General features: G+C 36.4%; 18 protein-coding genes. 13 read left to right on the top strand and 5 right to left on the bottom strand.

The genetic code is table 11. From position 1 onward, the window contains the following. Position 1 precedes the first annotated feature (1 nt). A complete protein-coding gene (locus tag CKJ95_RS11715; protein WP_099353614.1) occupies positions 2 to 865 on the bottom strand; it encodes a metallophosphoesterase in 864 nt (287 codons plus the stop codon). Between the two features lie 306 nt (positions 866 to 1,171). On the opposite strand from CKJ95_RS11715, the gene CKJ95_RS11710 reads away from it, so the two are divergent. Further along, the gene (locus tag CKJ95_RS11710; RefSeq protein ID WP_099353613.1) at positions 1,172 to 1,813 is read left to right on the top strand and encodes a DUF3993 domain-containing protein; all 642 of its coding nucleotides are present in this window, start codon (positions 1,172 to 1,174) and stop codon (positions 1,811 to 1,813) included. 34 nt (positions 1,814 to 1,847) lie between these two features. On the opposite strand, the gene CKJ95_RS11705 is transcribed toward CKJ95_RS11710, so the two are convergent. Continuing rightward, the gene (locus CKJ95_RS11705) at positions 1,848 to 2,804 is read right to left on the bottom strand and encodes an MBL fold metallo-hydrolase (RefSeq protein WP_099353612.1); all 957 of its coding nucleotides are present in this window, start codon (positions 2,802 to 2,804) and stop codon (positions 1,848 to 1,850) included. A 181-nt stretch (positions 2,805 to 2,985) separates the two neighbouring features. On the opposite strand from CKJ95_RS11705, the gene CKJ95_RS11700 reads away from it, so the two are divergent. From CKJ95_RS11700 to CKJ95_RS11660, 9 genes are all read left to right on the top strand, one after another. After that, a complete protein-coding gene (locus CKJ95_RS11700; protein ID WP_099353611.1) occupies positions 2,986 to 3,222 on the top strand; it encodes a YkuJ family protein in 237 nt (78 codons plus the stop codon). 181 nt (positions 3,223 to 3,403) lie between these two features. Then, positions 3,404 to 3,841, top strand: coding sequence for a cyclic-di-AMP-binding protein CbpB (gene cbpB / locus CKJ95_RS11695; RefSeq protein ID WP_099353610.1), 438 nt, complete (start codon positions 3,404 to 3,406; stop codon positions 3,839 to 3,841). A gap of 116 nt (positions 3,842 to 3,957) precedes the next feature. Then, a complete protein-coding gene (locus CKJ95_RS11690) occupies positions 3,958 to 4,836 on the top strand; it encodes a LysR family transcriptional regulator (RefSeq protein WP_099353609.1) in 879 nt (292 codons plus the stop codon). A gap of 106 nt (positions 4,837 to 4,942) precedes the next feature. Next, positions 4,943 to 5,191 (top strand): YkuS family protein, encoded by a 249-nt coding sequence (locus CKJ95_RS11685; protein ID WP_099353608.1) that lies wholly within the window; start codon positions 4,943 to 4,945, stop codon positions 5,189 to 5,191. 272 nt (positions 5,192 to 5,463) lie between these two features. Further along, entirely contained in the window at positions 5,464 to 6,012 is a 549-nt protein-coding gene (locus CKJ95_RS11680) for a peroxiredoxin (protein WP_099353607.1), read from the top strand. Positions 6,013 to 6,082: 70 nt separating this feature from the next. Further along, complete coding sequence (locus CKJ95_RS11675) at positions 6,083 to 6,538, top strand: TlpA disulfide reductase family protein (RefSeq protein WP_099353606.1); 456 nt, start codon at positions 6,083 to 6,085, stop codon at positions 6,536 to 6,538. A 169-nt stretch (positions 6,539 to 6,707) separates the two neighbouring features. Beyond that, positions 6,708 to 8,462 carry an ABC transporter ATP-binding protein gene (locus CKJ95_RS11670; protein ID WP_099353605.1) on the top strand — a complete coding sequence of 585 codons (1,755 nt, stop codon included), beginning with the start codon at positions 6,708 to 6,710 and terminating at the stop codon, positions 8,460 to 8,462. Positions 8,463 to 8,476: 14 nt separating this feature from the next. Beyond that, positions 8,477 to 10,294 carry an ABC transporter ATP-binding protein gene (locus CKJ95_RS11665; protein WP_099353604.1) on the top strand — a complete coding sequence of 606 codons (1,818 nt, stop codon included), beginning with the start codon at positions 8,477 to 8,479 and terminating at the stop codon, positions 10,292 to 10,294. Positions 10,295 to 10,429: 135 nt separating this feature from the next. Continuing rightward, positions 10,430 to 11,095, top strand: a complete 666-nt coding sequence (locus CKJ95_RS11660) for a potassium channel family protein (RefSeq protein WP_099353603.1) — start codon at positions 10,430 to 10,432, stop codon at positions 11,093 to 11,095. 100 nt (positions 11,096 to 11,195) lie between these two features. Here the strand turns inward: CKJ95_RS11660 and rnjA are convergent, their stop codons facing one another. From rnjA to def, 3 genes are all read right to left on the bottom strand, one after another. Then, on the bottom strand, positions 11,196 to 12,863 hold the full coding sequence (gene rnjA / locus CKJ95_RS11655; RefSeq protein ID WP_099353602.1) for a ribonuclease J1: 1,668 nt from the start codon (positions 12,861 to 12,863) through the stop codon (positions 11,196 to 11,198). A gap of 6 nt (positions 12,864 to 12,869) precedes the next feature. Then, complete coding sequence (locus CKJ95_RS11650) at positions 12,870 to 13,079, bottom strand: DNA-dependent RNA polymerase subunit epsilon (RefSeq protein WP_099353601.1); 210 nt, start codon at positions 13,077 to 13,079, stop codon at positions 12,870 to 12,872. A gap of 581 nt (positions 13,080 to 13,660) precedes the next feature. Then, the gene (gene def, locus CKJ95_RS11645; protein ID WP_099353600.1) at positions 13,661 to 14,215 is read right to left on the bottom strand and encodes a peptide deformylase; all 555 of its coding nucleotides are present in this window, start codon (positions 14,213 to 14,215) and stop codon (positions 13,661 to 13,663) included. Between the two features lie 194 nt (positions 14,216 to 14,409). Here def and CKJ95_RS11640 point away from each other — a divergent pair, with 194 nt between their 5' ends. The 3 genes from CKJ95_RS11640 to CKJ95_RS11630 all read left to right on the top strand — a co-directional run bounded on the left by CKJ95_RS11640 (position 14,410) and on the right by CKJ95_RS11630 (position 17,718). Next, on the top strand, positions 14,410 to 15,078 hold the full coding sequence (locus CKJ95_RS11640; protein ID WP_099353599.1) for a YkyA family protein: 669 nt from the start codon (positions 14,410 to 14,412) through the stop codon (positions 15,076 to 15,078). A gap of 549 nt (positions 15,079 to 15,627) precedes the next feature. Then, on the top strand, positions 15,628 to 16,737 hold the full coding sequence (gene pdhA, locus CKJ95_RS11635) for a pyruvate dehydrogenase (acetyl-transferring) E1 component subunit alpha (protein WP_099353598.1): 1,110 nt from the start codon (positions 15,628 to 15,630) through the stop codon (positions 16,735 to 16,737). 3 nt (positions 16,738 to 16,740) lie between these two features. Continuing rightward, positions 16,741 to 17,718, top strand: a complete 978-nt coding sequence (locus CKJ95_RS11630) for an alpha-ketoacid dehydrogenase subunit beta (protein WP_099353597.1) — start codon at positions 16,741 to 16,743, stop codon at positions 17,716 to 17,718. Positions 17,719 to 17,732: the final 14 nt, after the last annotated feature.

The raw sequence follows: 17,732 nt of genomic DNA, 5'->3' as shown, positions 1-17,732 counted from the left end.
GTTATTTCGATTGTAATGTAAAGATGGAGATTTCAGGTTTTGCTAGAAATCGTAATGGAAGCCTAGTTGTTCCAAGTCCTCGATTGACATAGAGGAACATTTTAGTAGCACCAATTTCATGGGCACCCTCATAATAAATACTTCCAAGTGGGGGGGTAATCAGTGGGCCTACAAATGGTAGTTGAATTTGTCCACCATGACTGTGACCAGATAGTTGCAAATGTGCTCCCACTTCAGCTGCTCGGTCAGCAATATCTGGCTCATGAGCAAGTAGAATTGTATAACTAGAAGAATCTACGTTTTGAAAGGCTTGTTCAAAACTAGGACGTCCAAGCATGACATCATCTAATCCCACAATGGTAATTTTTGAATCTCTCAAGTGAATTTCCTTGGAACTGTTCATTAAGAGTGTAAAATCGGTTTGTTCCATTAGTTGTTTATAAATCTCAGATCCGTAACCCCCATGGTCATGGTTACCGTAAATGGCAAATTTCCCAAGAGGAGCTTCTAACCGTTTTAGGATCGGGATGAGATGATTGGCAGCTGCATATTTATTAGGCTCATCCATTAAATCTCCGGTGAAAAATAGAAGGTCCGGTTTGTAACTGTTTATTTGATCAACGAGGTGAGTAAGTTGTTCTAGTGTGTAATAATGACCGACATGAGTATCACTAAATTGAACAATCCTCAGATTGTCAAAGTCTTTTGGAATAGTAGGATGTACAATTTTATGAGACGTGATATCTAGCTGTTTCGGCTCAAAATATCGGGCATACCAATACCCGAAAGAGGACGCAATTGCAGCTGTTGCTGTTGTGGCAAACGCCCATTTAATAAATTGTCGTCTTGTATATTTTTTTGCCATCCTAACCGCCAACCTATCTTTATAATCAATTGAAGCTATGAGACTAGTGTAGCATATTCATATTCACTTAAATTTTAAATATGTATTACAGTTGTAAACAATACTAATTACGTGTGCGGTTTTCTCATCTTGTATGTCAAAATTCATTCTTTTTTTCAATTGATTTATGAATTTATTGTTTGTATGTATATAAACATGTCAAAATCTGCAATTATTTAACGAACGATTCATATCCACGGGCAATTGAGAACTTGTTAAAATGAGGGTACTTGTACATAACCAGTCACTTAATGAAAGGATGATAATTTGAGCAAGCGAATCTCACTACTACTCATTGTCATTTGTTTAATCGGACTAGTTTCTGTTCCAACAGCTAAAGCGTCATCTAATCAACCTCTTGCGCAAGATGAAGTGTTCACATTCTTACAAGAAGCATTTCAGGCGCAATCTTCATTAACATCTGAATTTCGTACCTATGAAGAAGTTCAGCAAGTTCTTGCTCCTTTTTTCCATTCGGATTATGCAAACACATTTTTAGAGGAGAATTTAATTAAGGAAAAAGATGGGTATATTGTGTATGGATCAGATTTTGCCCTCTACTTTGTTCCGTTTTATTCGTATACAGATGAAACAAAAATTTTATTCGATCAAAACGAAAAGAAGATTTTTGTCTATGAGTTATTTAAAGCCCCAGAGTCAGGTCCGGTTGCTTATAAAGATCATTATGAAGTCATCACGATTGAAAATATTAACTCAAACTGGCTTATTACGGATTTACAAATACAAGATGAAGCTCCCATTGTAAAAGAGACTGCTACACAAAAGGAGACGATTAATCATGATTCATCATTATTAATATGGAATCCTTTTAAAACCACGATTTATTCCTTACTTGAAATGGATAATCGAACATTCACTCATTTTGGATTTTATCAAGGCATCTTCTAAATACCAAAGAAAATAGAAATCCCAATTGGGATTTCTATTTTTCTTTTTGAAGGAAATCAACAATTCCCATCGAACAAATATCAAGGTCTAGACTAATAATTTCGTATACTTCATGGTGTCTTGGAATATTCATTTCATCAAGATAAGTTGTGATTTCCTCTAAAATCAATTCCTTAATAAAATTTTTATGTTCACCTTCAGTTGCTAAAGGATGTTCGATAAACGATTGCTTCCCAGCATTTACAAAAATAGGTAACCATAGTTGGAGTTGTTTAAACACTTCATTCACATTTGTTGACATCCCGTAATGGCCAAAATAAATAGCGGAGACCCCAAGTTCATTCACTCTTTTTGCAGATTCGAGCATTGCATCAGGACGGAATTGATTAGGAGATGTCGATGGCAAATACAGTTCAATATTATCTTTGACTAGCTCATGATAATAAATGCCAATTGTGTCACCTGTAAAAATCCCGTTGCTAACAGGGTCATAAATACTAAAATGATGATTGGCGTGACCTGGTGTATCATAAAAAAAAAGGCTGCAATTCCTTCCAATTTCAAGCTCTTCCTGATCCAATTTTACAATTAATTTTTCCTCAGGAATTGGGCAAATTGGATCAAACAAAGAATCAAAACTTTTCCCATATACAGCCTTTGCTCCAGCAATCAATCGACTTGGGTCACTCAAATGTCTTGCACCTTTAGGATGGACAACGACTTTTGCATTTGGACAATGCTGTAATAGGAGGCCAGCTCCTCCAGCATGGTCTAAATGAATATGGGTTACGATAATATACTGAACATCAATTGGATCAATAGTTAGCTCTTCAAGAGCCTCTATAATGTACGGTATAGAAGGACTTGCACTTGTTTCAACAATTGTAATTTTCTCCTCTTTAATTATGTACGAACCTGTTCGAGCCTTTCTCCCCAAATCATGTGCGTCAATTAGAAATATTCGCTCATTTAGTTGTGTAAGATTTCCCATGTTCTCCTCCCACTTTTTTATTGTTTCATCGCTAATTTTATTGTATTGTTACATAGTAGTTACTGTAAAGGTATTGAAAGAAATATTCTGAATATATAAGTCCGTGAGAAAAATGGTCAATACCGTGGATAGAAGAGAGGATATTGCTCAATCCTAAAAGTAGAGAAAGGAGAGGCTACATATGTCACAGTTACAAGGAATCATATCTCGTCTTAATAGCCTTCAGGAAAATGCAAACGGTGGGGAGCCTCCACAACGTTTTTTTGAAGTAAATGGTGAAAGAAAATGTAGTGTTAAGTATTTTAACAAAACAAGTACATTTGAACTCGAAGTATACCAGCAAGGGGAAAAGCCCAAAACATATCAATTCGATAATATTGACATGATTGCAATTGAAATTTTCGATTTAATTAGCTAATCACACCTCTTAGGCTCGGCATTGTGCTGAGCCTTTTTCTTCCTTCTAAAGAACTAACTCTAAATCACCCTTAAATAATACAAGTTCTCCTCATAAAATTATGGTAAAATAAAAGAGGAGAATGAAAATTGAATTCTGGTAATATATGAAAATAATTACAATGTGAGGTTGTGAGGCTTACATGCTTGGTCTTCAAAATGAAAATCTATTTGAAACAACAATTAAAGACTTGCTCATTCCTGCAGATAAAGTAGCTCACGTTCAAATCGGGAATAGCTTGGAGCACGCACTACTTGTCCTTACAAAAACGGGATATACCGCAGTTCCTGTATTGGACCCAAAGTATAAGCTGCATGGCTTGATTAGTTCAACACATATTCTAGACTCGATCCTTGGATTAGAACGAATTGAATTTGAGCGTCTAGAGAAAATGAAAGTTGAAGAAGTCATGAACAGGGAAATCCCCCGATTAAATTTAAATGACAATGTCATAAAGGGTCTTCAATTAGTCATCGATCACTCTTTTGTCTGTGTTGAAAACGATGATTTAGTATTTGAAGGAATTTTCACACGTCGTGCTATTTTAAAACAATTCAATAAACAATTAAAAATTAAATAAGTTAGTTGAAATCCTCCATGCTGATATGGAGGATTTTTTTCTGTGTATAATGATAATTTGTAATAAATCATTTATACTATAAGTAAAACTTATACCTGTATTCAGGAGGAAACAATGTGCAATTTTCCGAATTTCAATTATTAGTGGTACTATCATCTGAATTAAATATGAGAAAAGCATCTGAACGTTTATTTGTTACACAACCTGCGTTATCCCAGCGTTTACAATCGATTGAAAAAGCATGGAACACGAAAATATTTATTCGTTCACAAAAAGGACTCACACCAACACCTGCTGGAGAAAAAATAATTGATTTTGCAAAAGAGGTTGTTGAGAAGGAAGAAAAAATACGGGAGCAGCTACAAGGACTCAATCAAGAAGTGCACGGCACCCTAAAAATTGCTTGTGCGTCCATTATTGGACAAAATTGGCTTCCAAAGGTATTAAAAAAATATGTAAATAAATATCCACATGCTAAAATTTCATTAATTACCGGCTGGAGTAGTGAAATATTAAAAAATCTCTATGATGACACTGTACATATTGGAATCATCCGTGGCAAACCCGACTGGAAAGGTGCCAAACACCATCTATTAACCGATACGATGTATATGGTTGATACAGAAATCCAAAAAATCGAACAGGTGTGGGAAACAGATCGACCGTTTATTCAATTTAAAAGTGACTCAACCTATTATCAAGAAATTCAAGAATGGTGGCACCGCACCTTTCAATCAACACCACGTCGCACCATCGTGGTTGACCAAATTGAAACATGTAAGCAAATGACCTTAAATGGAATTGGATATGCAATATTACCATCTGTCACTTTAAATGATGATGAAACAAAAAACATTTATAAAATTCCATTAATGAACGAGAATAACGAACCAATGAAACGCGATACATGGTTGGTCGGCTATGATTATGCATTTGAACTTAAACAAGTCCAAGCATTTGTTGAGATGATTAAAGAAAACATAGATTCTTTATGAATTGATTTTTAATAATCGTTATCGTGCTGAATTCAATCCACGAATATGTGTAGAATAATCACAGTCTGATTGTGACAAATTACATATATGAGGAGGTGGATGATTAATGGCGAAAATTGGTGTTGAAGGTTCTCTAACAAATGTTCAGCAGGCTCTTCAAGAAAAAGGCTATGAAGTTGTTCAGCTAAAACAGGAAAGTGATGCACAAAACTGTGACTGTTGTGTTGTTACAGGCTTAGATTCGAATGTAATGGGAATGGCTGATACTGTCATGAAAGGGCCAGTCATTGAAGCAAACGGACTATCTGCTGACCAGGTTTGTCAACAAGTAGAAAGTCGTTTAGGACAGGCGTAAACAATGATAGACGAAATGACGAGACTAGGTATTTCACCTAGTCTTTTTTTTATGAATCCATAGGTTATCAAACAATATATTATAAAATTGTAAAGATTGTATAATTTTAAAAAAACGACGGCATTTTACTTGAATCGACAGCCTCCTCTTTGTTAAACTAGTCATTGTTGATAGCGAATACCCCATGTATAAACTGTATAAAGCTGGTTATACTTGGATATTGGTGTTAGCGTTATCAATCTACTTATAAAAAATATTTGGAGGTCTTACATATGGCAGAACGTATGGTAGGTAAACAAGCTCCTCGTTTTGAAATGGACGCTGTTATGCCAAATAAAGAATTTGGTAAAGTTAGTCTTGAAGAGAACATGAAAAACGATAAGTGGACAGTATTATTTTTCTATCCAATGGACTTCACTTTTGTATGTCCTACAGAAATTACGGCAATGTCTGATCGTTACGATGAGTTTGAAGACCTAGACGCTATCGTTATCGGCGCTTCTACGGATACAATTCATACTCACTTAGCGTGGATTAACACTGACCGTAAAGACAATGGGTTAGGGGATCTTAACTATCCACTAGCTGCAGACACTAGCCATGCTATTTCTAAAGAATACGGTGTTCTAATTGAAGAAGAAGGTATTGCATTACGTGGTCTATTCATCATCAGCCCAGAAGGGGAAATGATGTATTCTGTTGTAAACCACAACAACATCGGTCGTGATGTTGACGAAACTTTACGTGTTCTTCAAGCATTACAAACCGGCGGCCTTTGCCCTGCTAATTGGAGACCTGGCCAAGCTACACTTAATGTCTAATTTATCACAAATACCAACAGGGTCTAACGTATGTTAGGCCCTTTAATCCATAAATTGGAGGATATAACCGATGAAATTACGAGATCAAATGCCTGAGCTTGATGGAGAAAAAGCTTGGTTAAATGGTGAAGTTAGTAAAGCTGAACTTGTTGGTGAAAAACCAACACTCATTCATTTTTGGTCTATAAGCTGTGGTCTTTGTAAAGAAGCAATGCCACAGGTGAATGAATTCCGTGACCAATATCAAGACAAGTTAAATGTTATTGCTGTTCATATGCCAAGGTCAGAAAATGATCTTGATTTAGATGAAATCAAGCAAGTTGCCGAGCAGCATAATATCACTCAACCAATCTTTGTCGATAGTGAACTTAAATTGAATGATAAATTCGAAAACCAATATGTCCCTGCTTATTATGTATTTGATAAAGAAGGTAAGCTTCGTCATTTCCAAGCAGGCGGTAGTGGCATGAAGATGTTAACCAAACGTGTTAACCGCGTATTAGAAGAAACTCAAAATGCTGAATAATAAAGAGGTTTGCTCACTAGGCTAAGTCAAATTGACTTAGCCTTTATTTATTTTTAGATAAAATATTTAACATTTTCTGAAAATGCACTAGATATTTATTTCGAAAACCGATATATTATATGTTACGTACATTTTAGGTTTTTTATGGAAACACCGAGGGGGGACGTATATGGATACTTTTAGGAAATTAAAGGGGTTTTATTGGCCGTACCGGAAATATTTTTTCTGGTCATTATTTGCAATGATTTTTGTCACAGGAATTACAGTTGTTTATCCAATCGTGCTTCAGGTAACCATAGATGAGGTTATCCGGGCAGGTAATTATCAGTATGTACCATATCTTGCATTCGGTTTTATTGCCATCATGCTAATTAAAGGGTTAGCTACATATTTCAACCAGTATCTGGGGGATTTATTTGGTATAACGGCTGTTTATAAGGTAAGAAATGCATTATATGAAAAACTACAGCGATTACCTTTTAGTTATTATGATAATGCAAAAACAGGAGACTTAATGTCACGTTTAACTGCCGACGTTGAGGGAATTCGATTCTTCCTTTCATTTGGATTTGCCGAACTACTTCGTTTTACACTTTTAATTGTTTTCAGTTTAATCGTGATGTTTTCGTATTCCATTCCACTTACATTGGTAACAATTATGGCATTACCGTTTCTAGCGATTGTTGTTTATCGTTTCGATAAACGAGTCCACCCAGCATTTCGTAAGGTAAGAAAAACATTTGGCCGTTTGAATACGAATGTACAAGAAAATATCAGTGGGATTAATACGGTAAAGTCATTATCACGAGAAGAGTTTCAAATCAATAAATTCAACGACTCCAATGAAGATTACCGAGATGTTTCACTAGCGACCTCAAAGATTTGGGCAAAGTTTTTCCCGTTAATGGAGTTTATTGGAAATGTTTGTGTTGTCGCTTTACTCTCTTATGGTGGATATTTAGTAATTGGCGGGTCAGTATCATATGGGGAACTCGTTGCATTTTTTAGTTTAGTTTGGTACCTGCTTAACCCAATTATGAACCTTGGTTTTATCATTAATATGTTTTCACAAGCGAAGGCGTCTGGCGAACGTTTACTAGAGATACTTGAAGCAGATGAAAAAATTATCGATCAAAATGATGTTGTGAAAAGTGATAGTTTGCAGGGGCATGTAGAATTTAAAGATGTTACCTTAAAGTATACAGAGGATGATGAGGCAGCATTACAGTCGATTTCATTCACAGCTGAACCAGGCAAGGTTATTGGGTTAATAGGGGCAACAGGTTCTGGGAAAACAAGTATTACTCAGCTAATGACAAGATTTTATGAGCCGGTAAAAGGCGAAGTCTTAATTGATGGAAGAGATGTTTCTGACTACTCCATTTCTACGTTAAGGAGTAATATTGGATTTGTCATGCAGGAATCATTCTTATTCTCATCCACAATTCGTGCAAATATTGCTTATGGCAAACCTAATGCTTCGATGGAAGAAATTATTGATGCAGCAAAAAGAGCCCAGGCGCATGAGTTTATTATGGAGCTTCCAAATGGCTATGATACGATGCTTGGTGAACGTGGTATGGGATTATCAGGCGGACAAAAGCAACGAATTGCAATAGCAAGGTCAATCTGCATTGATCCTAGTATTCTTATTTTAGATGATGCAACAAGCGCGGTAGATATGGAAACCGAATTTTCAATTCAACAAGCCTTAAAGGAAGTAATGAAGGGGCGGACGACAATTATCATTGCACATCGAATTTCTTCTTTGAAACATGCGGATGAAATTTTGGTATTAGATAATGGAGCGATTGTTGAACGTGGAACACACGAGGAATTATTGAAAAATGAAGGACCATATCAACGCATATATGATATTCAGTATAAGGATCAAAAAGTTGTCCTACAGTCACAAGTAGGTTAGGTAGGTGAGATTATATGTCAAAAAATGAAAAAAAAGATATAAAACATCGTTTCCATTATTCCACAGATCAAGCGATTGAAAAACCCTTTAACTGGAAACAAATGCTCAGATTACTAGGCTATATGAAACCATATTCCAAGAATTTATTGCCTTTAGCAATAATCATGGTTTTATTGACAACCGCTGTAAGGTTGATCGCACCTATTTTAATTGGAAAATATACAATCGATCACGCGATTGCGAATAAAGATACAGATTTATTACTGGTCTTAGTTACTACGATTACTGGGTTATATGCAATTAATTATGTTGCGAACATTTATCGAATCAAATGGACCAATATGCTTGGTCAAAATATTATTTACGATTTACGAAAGCATCTTTTTACACATGTTCAAGGACTATCACATCGATTCTTTGATAAGCGTTCAGCAGGATCTATTTTGGTTAGAATCTTAAATGATGTGAACTCTCTTCAGGAATTATTCACAAATGGGGTTATTAATCTATTAATGGATTTTGTGCTCCTGTTCGGGGTTATTTTTATTCTTTTTGGCTTAAGTCCAAAGCTTACATTGGCAATCTTAATTATCCTGCCACTGATGGTCTTAATTACAACTAAATTAAGAAGAAAAATTAGAAGATCTTGGCAAACAGTAAGAATTAAGCAATCGATGCTTAACTCGCATTTAAATGAAAGTATTCAAGGGATTCGTGTGACACAAGCATTTACTCAGGAAAAAGAAAATATTGAGTTCTTTGATGGTATTAATAATCAAAACTTTGAGAGCTGGAGAGATGCTACCCAGAAAAATGCGATGTTCCGTCCATTTGTTGAAATGACAAATGCGGTTGGAACTGCAATCTTGATTTGGTTCGGGGCTACGCTAATTCAAGCTGATGGACTAACAATTGGGGTTTTCGTCTCCTTTGCCTTCTATTTAGGGATGTTCTGGGAGCCTATTTCACGTTTAGGTCAAGTATATAATCAACTGCTCGTGGGGATGGCTTCATCTGAACGTATTTTCGAATTTATTGATGAAAAGCCAATTGTTGGTGAAAAGGAAAATCCAATTCACTTGTCTGAAATGAAAGGGAAGATTGAATTTAATCAAGTGGAATTCGCATATGACGAAAGTCGAAAAGCCTTGAAAGGCATTTCCTTGACGATAGACGCAGGTCAGACCATCGCCCTTGTGGGTCATACTGGTTCAGGTAAAACGACGATTGCTAACCTGATTAGCCGCTTCTATGATGCAACAGCTGGGGAAGTAAAAATTGATGGAATCAATATAAAAGAATTATCGCTCCAGAGTGTTCGTTCTCAAATAAGTGTTGTCCTACAAGATACGTTTATATTCTCTGGCACCATAAAAGACAATATCCGATTTGGGAGACCAGATGCAACTGATGAAGAGATAATAGCCGCTGCACAAGCAGTTGGTGCCCATCAGTTTATTGAGAAACTTGTAAATGGGTATGACACAGAAGTTGAGGAAAGAGGGAATATCTTATCAGTTGGGGAACGACAATTATTATCATTCGCCCGTGCGCTACTTGCAGATCCGAAAATCTTAATTTTAGATGAAGCAACTGCAAGTATTGATACCGAAACAGAAGTCAAAATACAACAGGCTTTAAAACAATTATTAAAAGGTCGTACAGCAATCATCATTGCCCATAGACTCTCGACTATACGTGAAGCTGATAATATTTTCGTATTAGATCATGGTGAAATCATAGAACAAGGAAATCACCATGAATTAATGAACCAGCAAGGCGAGTATTTTGGATTGGTAAAAGCACAGTTTAAGATGCTTGAGGCAATTTAGAAAACCTTAGGACTAGGGCACCTAGTCCTTTTTGCGTTCGGAGTGCACATTCATTAAGGGTGATGGAGATGCTTCCAAATTATAGATTAGTTGTGATACAATCTAAGGTATCTCAATTTGATGGGGGAATAGGTAGTGAACAAAAAAGAGTTTGCGGTAATAGGCCTTGGACGTTTTGGAGGTAGCATATGCCGCGCATTAAGTGATGAAGGCATGGAAGTCATGGCCATGGACCTTGATGAAGATAAAGTGAATGAATTTTCAACTATCGCCTCTCATGCTGTTGTTGGCGATTCAACTGATGAATCAGTTCTCAAGAGCATAGGGATTCGTAATTTTGACTTAGTCATTGTTGCGATCGGGGATAACCTGAAAGCTAGTATATTAACAACTATTATCCTAAAGGAATTAGGGGTCAAGCAAATTTGGGTAAAAGCACAAAATGACTATCATGAGAAAATTTTAAGTAAAATTGGAGCAGACCGGATTGTACATCCAGAGCGAGATATGGGAAAACGAATTGCCCATAATATTATCTCAAACAATGTCTTGGATTATCTGGAACTTTCAGATGAGCATAGTATTATTGAAATTGTGGCAGGAAAAAAGATTGATGGCAAGTCTTTAATTGAATTAGATGTACGTGCGAAATATGGGGTAACCATCGTCGCGATGAAAAGAGGAAAAGACATCATTGTATCTCCATCAGCAACCGAGCAAATACATAAAGGGGATATCCTAATTATTATCGGGGCTGACACAGACATTAGCCGTTTCGAAAAAAATCTAATCGAAGAATAAACGTCTCAGCATGAGGCGTTTTTTTGGAGATATTAAAAACCCACTGAGGAAAGCCTCAGTGGGTATTAACATTGAATAATACAAGGGTTAATGGACTAGCTTATACCTCCATAATGATCGGTAAAATCATTGGACGGCGTTTTGTCTTTTCATATAGGAACGGTGCCAGTGTGTCTGTGATTTCATTCTTAATTTCAGACCATTGGGTCGTGCGACGCTCCATTACTTTATTTAAATGCTTCGTAATAAGACTTTGTGCATCATTGATTAAATCTCCAGACTCACGCATATACACAAATCCACGAGATATTAAGTCAGGTCCTGCAGCAATCTTAAAGTCCTTCATATTAATACTTACGACAACGATCACAAGACCTTCCTCAGAAAGAATGCGGCGGTCCCGCAATACAATATTTCCGATATCACCGATACCGCTACCATCAATATACACATTTCCTGATGGAATCTTACCTGCAACAGATGCTTCATTCTCACTTAAAGCAAGAACCTCTCCATTGTCCATAATAAAGCAGTTCTCTTCAAATACACCACAATCTACAGCAGATTTCGCGTGCATCTTTTGCATCCGGTATTCACCATGAATTGGCATAAAATACTTTGGCTGCATGAGACGAAGCATTAATTTTTGTTCCTCTTGGCCACCGTGACCTGATGTATGGATGTTACTTAGTGGTCCATGAATAACATCGGCGCCTGCGCGGTAAAGCATATTGATGATTCGACTAACACTCAGTGTATTCCCTGGAATAGGTGATGATGAAAATACAACCGTGTCCCCAGGAATGATTTGAATTTGTCGGTGTGTACCATTTGCAATTCTTGAAAGGGCAGCCATTGGTTCCCCTTGGCTTCCAGTACAAAGAATAACAACCTTATTTGCTGGGAGACGGTTGATTTGGTTAGCTTCAATAAACGTATCCTTTGGACATTGAATATACCCTAAATCATATCCAATTGTGATTGCTGATTCCATACTTCTTCCAAATACTGCAATTTTTCGATCGTTTTGAACAGCGGCTTCAACCACCTGCTGTAGGCGATGAATATTAGAAGCGAAAGTAGCAAAAATGATTCGACCATCTACAGTTCGAAAAATATCCTGAATACTTTCTCCTACGCGTCTTTCAGACATTGTAAAATGTGGTATTTCAGCATTTGTACTATCGGATAGTAAACATAGTACTCCATCTCTACCGATTTCCGCCATTTTTTGAAGGTTCGCTGGCTCCCCAACAGGTGTGAAATCAAATTTGAAATCTCCTGTATGGACAACTTGTCCAGGAGGCGTTTTTACAACAATTCCGTATGAATCTGGAATACTATGTGTTGTTCTAAAAAACGTAACCGATGTTTTACGGAATTTTATAATGTCCTCTTCTTTAATTTCAATCAACTTTGCTTGGCGGAGTAGTCCGTGCTCTTCTAATTTGTTACGAATTAAACCTAGGGCAAGCTTACCTCCATAAATCGGTACATTGATTTCACGAAGTAAATACGGAATTCCACCAATATGATCCTCGTGACCGTGCGTTATGAATAAACCTTTAATCTTGTCTTCGTTCTTGACTAAATAGCTGTAATCAGGAATAACATAGTCGATTCCTAACAGCTCGTCCTCCGGGAATTTAATCCCAGCATCGATCAGGATAATTTCATCCTGAAACTGTACGCCATAAGTGTTTTTACCAATTTCCCCGAGTCCACCTAAGGCGAAAACAGCTGTTTGATCGTTCTTTACAAATTTCATAATTCATCAAATCTCCAATACATTATAATCTTCATTTAGTTGCTCGTACTCAAGATAGGCCCCTTCCACCTTTTGAATATATTCAATGTTAAATTTCCGTTCCTTTAATTTTTGGCGAACCTCAACTTGAGATTCTGCTTCAATATACAAAGTTTTTGTATGTTCTCTTACTGGAACTTCTAATACATCCTCTTGGTAGTAAACTTTAAAAATCATTGCCAAATCTCTCCTTAATTTCCGAAAGTTAGAGTAACTTTTTCTATTATATAAAAATATAACAAGTTTTTCATGTTTTTTCTTGCTTTTCCTAAATATTTCTTAACATTGCATTTGTTAATAGGTAAAAAGAGGGGGTTAGATTAGGGGTTACTATGTATTTTTTTGTTAAAATCACTCAACCGTACACCTAAAAGTATATTATACCATTGAAGAGCATGATAGTACATAACAAGCCCTCCATAACGAAGGGCTCTAGTCGTTATTGTTAGCTCTATCTTCATTAGGAGGCAAGTTTTATGTTATTAATCTCTACGCAATTGATTTCCTTTTTAATAAATCTTGCCACTGCTTAATTAATTTTTTCCGTAACTTTTTTAGCATGACTATCATCTCCTTTTTTCTCAAACTTTAAACATTTCAAGAACGTTGCTTTTGGGTTTAAGTTTTGTTCTTATTATGTGAAAAAAAGGGTCAAATTATCATGGCTAATAAAAGAAAGGTAAATTGGACGAAGATGAATAAGTCAAGTTTTCTTAACAAAAATCCATCTATATGTTTAGCGCTTCGATACTTACTTTCTATCGTTCGATAGGAATCGCGTTGTCTGGTTCAGCAAACGGATTTTCCTCATTGATATGATCATAGAACATAACTCCATTTAAGTGGTCTATCTCATGCTGAAAACATATTGCAGGTAAACCTTTTAGTTTCACAATTACTTCCTCACCCTCAATGGTGGTTCCTTTTACCTTAATTTTCGAGTAGCGCGGTACATATCCCGGTACAGCTCTGTCAACGGATAAACAGCCTTCACCACTTGTTAAATAACTCTTTTTAATAGAATGACTAATAATTTTTGGATTAAACAAAGCATAACTGTGTAGCTCATCATTCTCATCTTTTAAATGGACAGCAATCATACGTTTTGACACATTAATCTGCGGTGCAGCAAGCCCTATGCCTGGTCTTAATCCGTATTTTTCAGCAATTTCAGGATTCTGACTGTTATTTACATATTCTAGAAGTTCTTCTAAAGTTTTGCGGTCTTCGGCTGATGCCGGTAAAGGAACCTCATCTGCAACCTTTCGTAGTGTTGGATGTCCTTCCCGGATAATATTATCCATTGTTATCACATTTATCACTTCCTGATCTTGATGCTATATTTATTATAAGTTTATCAAAGGTTTTTTCATTTTTAAATATAAAAGTAGGCCTCTAGCCTGTTCTAAAGCATGTACTAACTCATATATTTAGGTGAAACCTAAAAATATGTTATGAAATCGTATTATAATATAGTATATTTGAAGTATCTAAGGGGGAGCAGATAGTGAAAAATAATTCGTTGAAAATTGTATTTCTTTGTATTTGTATGAGTTTTCTCTTAATGGGGTGTATGGGCGGTCCCACACCAGAAGAACAGATTTATGAGACATTAGAAAAAGTGGTAGCAGTTGAAAAGGACTTTGAAGAGCAACAAAACCCATTAGTGGAGCTTGAGAAAAAAGAGAAAGAGCTTTACGATGAAATTTTAACATTAGGTATGAAAGAGTTTGATCAGATTGTTTCCTTATCAAAGGATGCATTAGCAATTGTCGGTGATCGTGAAACTAGAATTAACAATGAACAAAAGAGTATCGAAGCCTCCAAAAAGGAATTTCAAAAGGTCGATGCACTTATTTCTGAGATAAAAGAGGACAGTGTAAAGGAAGAAGCGAATGAGCTAGTCTCGTTAATGAACGAACGCTATAAAAGCTATGAGGGCTTATACACTGTATATAAAGAAGCAATAGAACATGATAAAAAATTATATGAAATGTTTCAAAATGAAGAATTAACATTGGATGAATTAGAACAACAAATTAATCTTATAAATGAAACTTACGAAAAAGTAGTTGCAGCTAATGAAACGTTTAATAAATTGACAGACCAATACAACAAAGCGAAGGTTACTTTTTATCAAAATGCCGGACTAGAAGTTGTCTTTAAAGAGGAATAATAAACTAATAACTGTGTGAAAGGGCTATCAGTGTTGATAGCCTTTTTGTTTTGGCTATTTTTGGGCGTAATCCGGAGTAGTATTTTAAAAAATCATTCTAGAAGAAAGGTTTTTATAGTACAGACCGAAAATGTGTACTGATACAGTTTTTTAAAATGGGAATTTATACAAAAATAAAAAAAGTTATGGACAAGTAATAAAACAGTAAACAAACAATTTGACGTGTGTCTTACGTTGTTGTAAACTTGGAAATGGATAGGGAGCAGTTGTATTAATTGCTTTACTAAAATAATTAATACAGCTTCATTTAGGAGTCAGAATATCCTTTTCGAGCATGACAATAAAGTTATTACATCTAAAGACTACGTTCCAATGGATAAAAAATGTCTTTGAAAAGATATATTTTTGGGTAACCTAATGCTGTATGTTTTGTATCATTCTTAACTTTATACTTGGTTTCTTCACCATCATAAAGTTAAAGCCCCTTGCTAGAAATGGTCAGGGTGCGTTTGATTAAAGAAAATAGGGTAAGAAAGGAAGCGAGAAAAGATGGCTGTAAAAGCAAATGTCTTTGATTTACAAGGGCAACTGGATAAAGTTGCTGAAAACTTTCCTTTGTTTCAGATCTTAAATGAAGAAGGAGAAGTAGTTAACAAGGATGCTGTTCCTGATTTAAGTGATGATCAATTAAAAGAATTAATGAGAAGAATGGTTTATACAAGAATCCTTGATCAACGTTCTATTTCGTTAAACCGCCAAGGACGTTTAGGTTTCTATGCACCTACTGCAGGTCAAGAAGCTTCACAACTTGCATCTCAATTTGCATTAGATAAAGAAGATTTTATTTTACCAGGTTATCGTGATGTACCTCAAATCGTATGGCATGGTTTGCCATTATATCAAGCGTTCTTGTTCTCACGTGGACATTTCCATGGAAACCAAGCTCCAGAAGGAGTTAATGTACTATCACCACAAATTATCATTGGTGCACAATACATACAGTGTGCTGGTGTCGCTTTAGGTATGAAAAAACGCGGCAAGAAATCAGTTGCAATCACTTATACTGGTGACGGCGGTACTTCACAAGGTGACTTCTATGAAGGAATTAACTTTGCGGGAGCATTTAAAGCACCAGCAATATTTATCGTTCAAAACAACCGTTTTGCAATATCTACTCCTGTTGAAAAACAATCAGCAGCAGCAACTCTAGCTCAAAAGGCCGTTGCAGCTGGTATTCCAGGAATTCAAGTTGATGGTATGGATCCACTAGCTGTATATGTAGCTGTTAAAGAAGCTCGTGAGCGTGCAGTGAATGGTGATGGTCCAACTCTAATTGAAACAATGACATACCGTTATGGTCCACATACAATGGCTGGAGATGATCCAACAAGATATCGTACTTCTGAGCTTGACAATGAATGGGAAAAGAAAGATCCACTCGTTCGTTTCCGTAAGTACCTTGAAGGAAAAGGAATTTGGAATGAAGAGTTAGAAAACCAAGTCATTGAAGAAGCTAAAGAAGACATCAAGAACGCAATTAAAAAAGCGGACGAAACACCTAAACAAAAGGTTACTGACCTTATTTCACATATGTACGAAAAGCTTCCTTTAAATTTAGAGGAGCAAATGGAAATCTATAAAGCGAAGGAGTCGAAGTAAGCCATGGCGCAAATGACAATGATTCAAGCAATCACTGATGCGTTACGCACAGAATTAAAGAATAACCCAGATGTCTTAGTTTTCGGTGAAGACGTTGGAGTTAACGGCGGTGTGTTCCGTGCTACTGAAGGTCTTCAGGCTGAATTCGGTGAAGATCGCGTGTTTGATACACCATTAGCTGAATCAGGTATTGGCGGTCTTGCTGTTGGTCTAAGCTTACAAGGCTACCGTCCAGTTCCAGAGATCCAGTTCTTTGGATTTGTCTATGAGGTTATTGATTCTATTAGTGGTCAATTAGCTCGTATGCGTTATCGTTCAGGTGGTCGTTACACTGCTCCAGTAACGATTCGTTCACCATTTGGTGGCGGTGTACATACACCAGAACTACACGCAGATAGCTTAGAAGGTTTAATGGCACAACAACCTGGTCTAAAGGTTGTTATTCCATCAACACCTTATGATGCAAAAGGACTATTAATATCCGCAATTCGCGATAACGACCCTGTTGTCTTCCTTGAGCATATGAAGCTTTATCGTTCATTCCGCCAGGAGGTTCCAGAGGGTGAATATACAATTGAACTTGGGAAAGCAGAAGTAAAGCGCGAAGGTACAGACATCACTATGATTTCATATGGTGCGATGGTACATGAGTGCTTAAAAGCTGCAACTGAGTTAGAAAAAGAGGGCATTTCTGCAGAAGTTATTGACTTACGTACAGTAAGCCCATTGGATATTCCAACAATCATTAGTTCTGTTGAAAAAACAGGACGAGCTATCGTTGTTCAAGAGGCACAAAAACAAGCTGGAATTGCAGCTAACGTCGTTGCTGAAATCAACGATCGTGCAATCTTAAGTTTAGAAGCTCCAGTATTACGTGTAACTGCAGCTGATACAGTTTATCCATTCTCTCAAGCAGAATCGGTTTGGTTACCAAACTTCAAGGATGTAATTGAAACTGCAAAGAAAGTATTGAACTTCTAATATATAACCAATCA

Origin of the sequence: Fredinandcohnia onubensis (assembly GCF_002734285.1) — a bacterium.
Lineage (GTDB): Bacteria > Bacillota > Bacilli > Bacillales > Bacillaceae_L > Ferdinandcohnia > Ferdinandcohnia onubensis_A.
Note: the sequence above shows the minus strand (reverse complement) of the source record. Positions and strands in the feature narration are given on the sequence as shown.

Excerpts from the sequence above, each read along its gene's own strand:
- CKJ95_RS11715 (WP_099353614.1), bottom strand. The coding sequence starts at position 865 with ATGGCAAAAAAATATACAAGACGACAATTTATTAAATGGGCGTTTGCC.
- CKJ95_RS11705 (WP_099353612.1), bottom strand. The coding sequence starts at position 2,804 with ATGGGAAATCTTACACAACTAAATGAGCGAATATTTCTAATTGACGCA.
- CKJ95_RS11700 (WP_099353611.1), top strand. The coding sequence starts at position 2,986 with ATGTCACAGTTACAAGGAATCATATCTCGTCTTAATAGCCTTCAGGAA.
- cbpB (WP_099353610.1), top strand. The coding sequence starts at position 3,404 with ATGCTTGGTCTTCAAAATGAAAATCTATTTGAAACAACAATTAAAGAC.
- CKJ95_RS11685 (WP_099353608.1), top strand. The coding sequence starts at position 4,943 with ATGGCGAAAATTGGTGTTGAAGGTTCTCTAACAAATGTTCAGCAGGCT.
- CKJ95_RS11680 (WP_099353607.1), top strand. The coding sequence starts at position 5,464 with ATGGCAGAACGTATGGTAGGTAAACAAGCTCCTCGTTTTGAAATGGAC.
- CKJ95_RS11675 (WP_099353606.1), top strand. The coding sequence starts at position 6,083 with ATGAAATTACGAGATCAAATGCCTGAGCTTGATGGAGAAAAAGCTTGG.
- CKJ95_RS11670 (WP_099353605.1), top strand. The coding sequence starts at position 6,708 with ATGGATACTTTTAGGAAATTAAAGGGGTTTTATTGGCCGTACCGGAAA.
- CKJ95_RS11665 (WP_099353604.1), top strand. The coding sequence starts at position 8,477 with ATGTCAAAAAATGAAAAAAAAGATATAAAACATCGTTTCCATTATTCC.
- rnjA (WP_099353602.1), bottom strand. The coding sequence starts at position 12,863 with ATGAAATTTGTAAAGAACGATCAAACAGCTGTTTTCGCCTTAGGTGGA.
- CKJ95_RS11650 (WP_099353601.1), bottom strand. The coding sequence starts at position 13,079 with ATGATTTTTAAAGTTTACTACCAAGAGGATGTATTAGAAGTTCCAGTA.
- pdhA (WP_099353598.1), top strand. The coding sequence starts at position 15,628 with ATGGCTGTAAAAGCAAATGTCTTTGATTTACAAGGGCAACTGGATAAA.
- CKJ95_RS11630 (WP_099353597.1), top strand. The coding sequence starts at position 16,741 with ATGGCGCAAATGACAATGATTCAAGCAATCACTGATGCGTTACGCACA.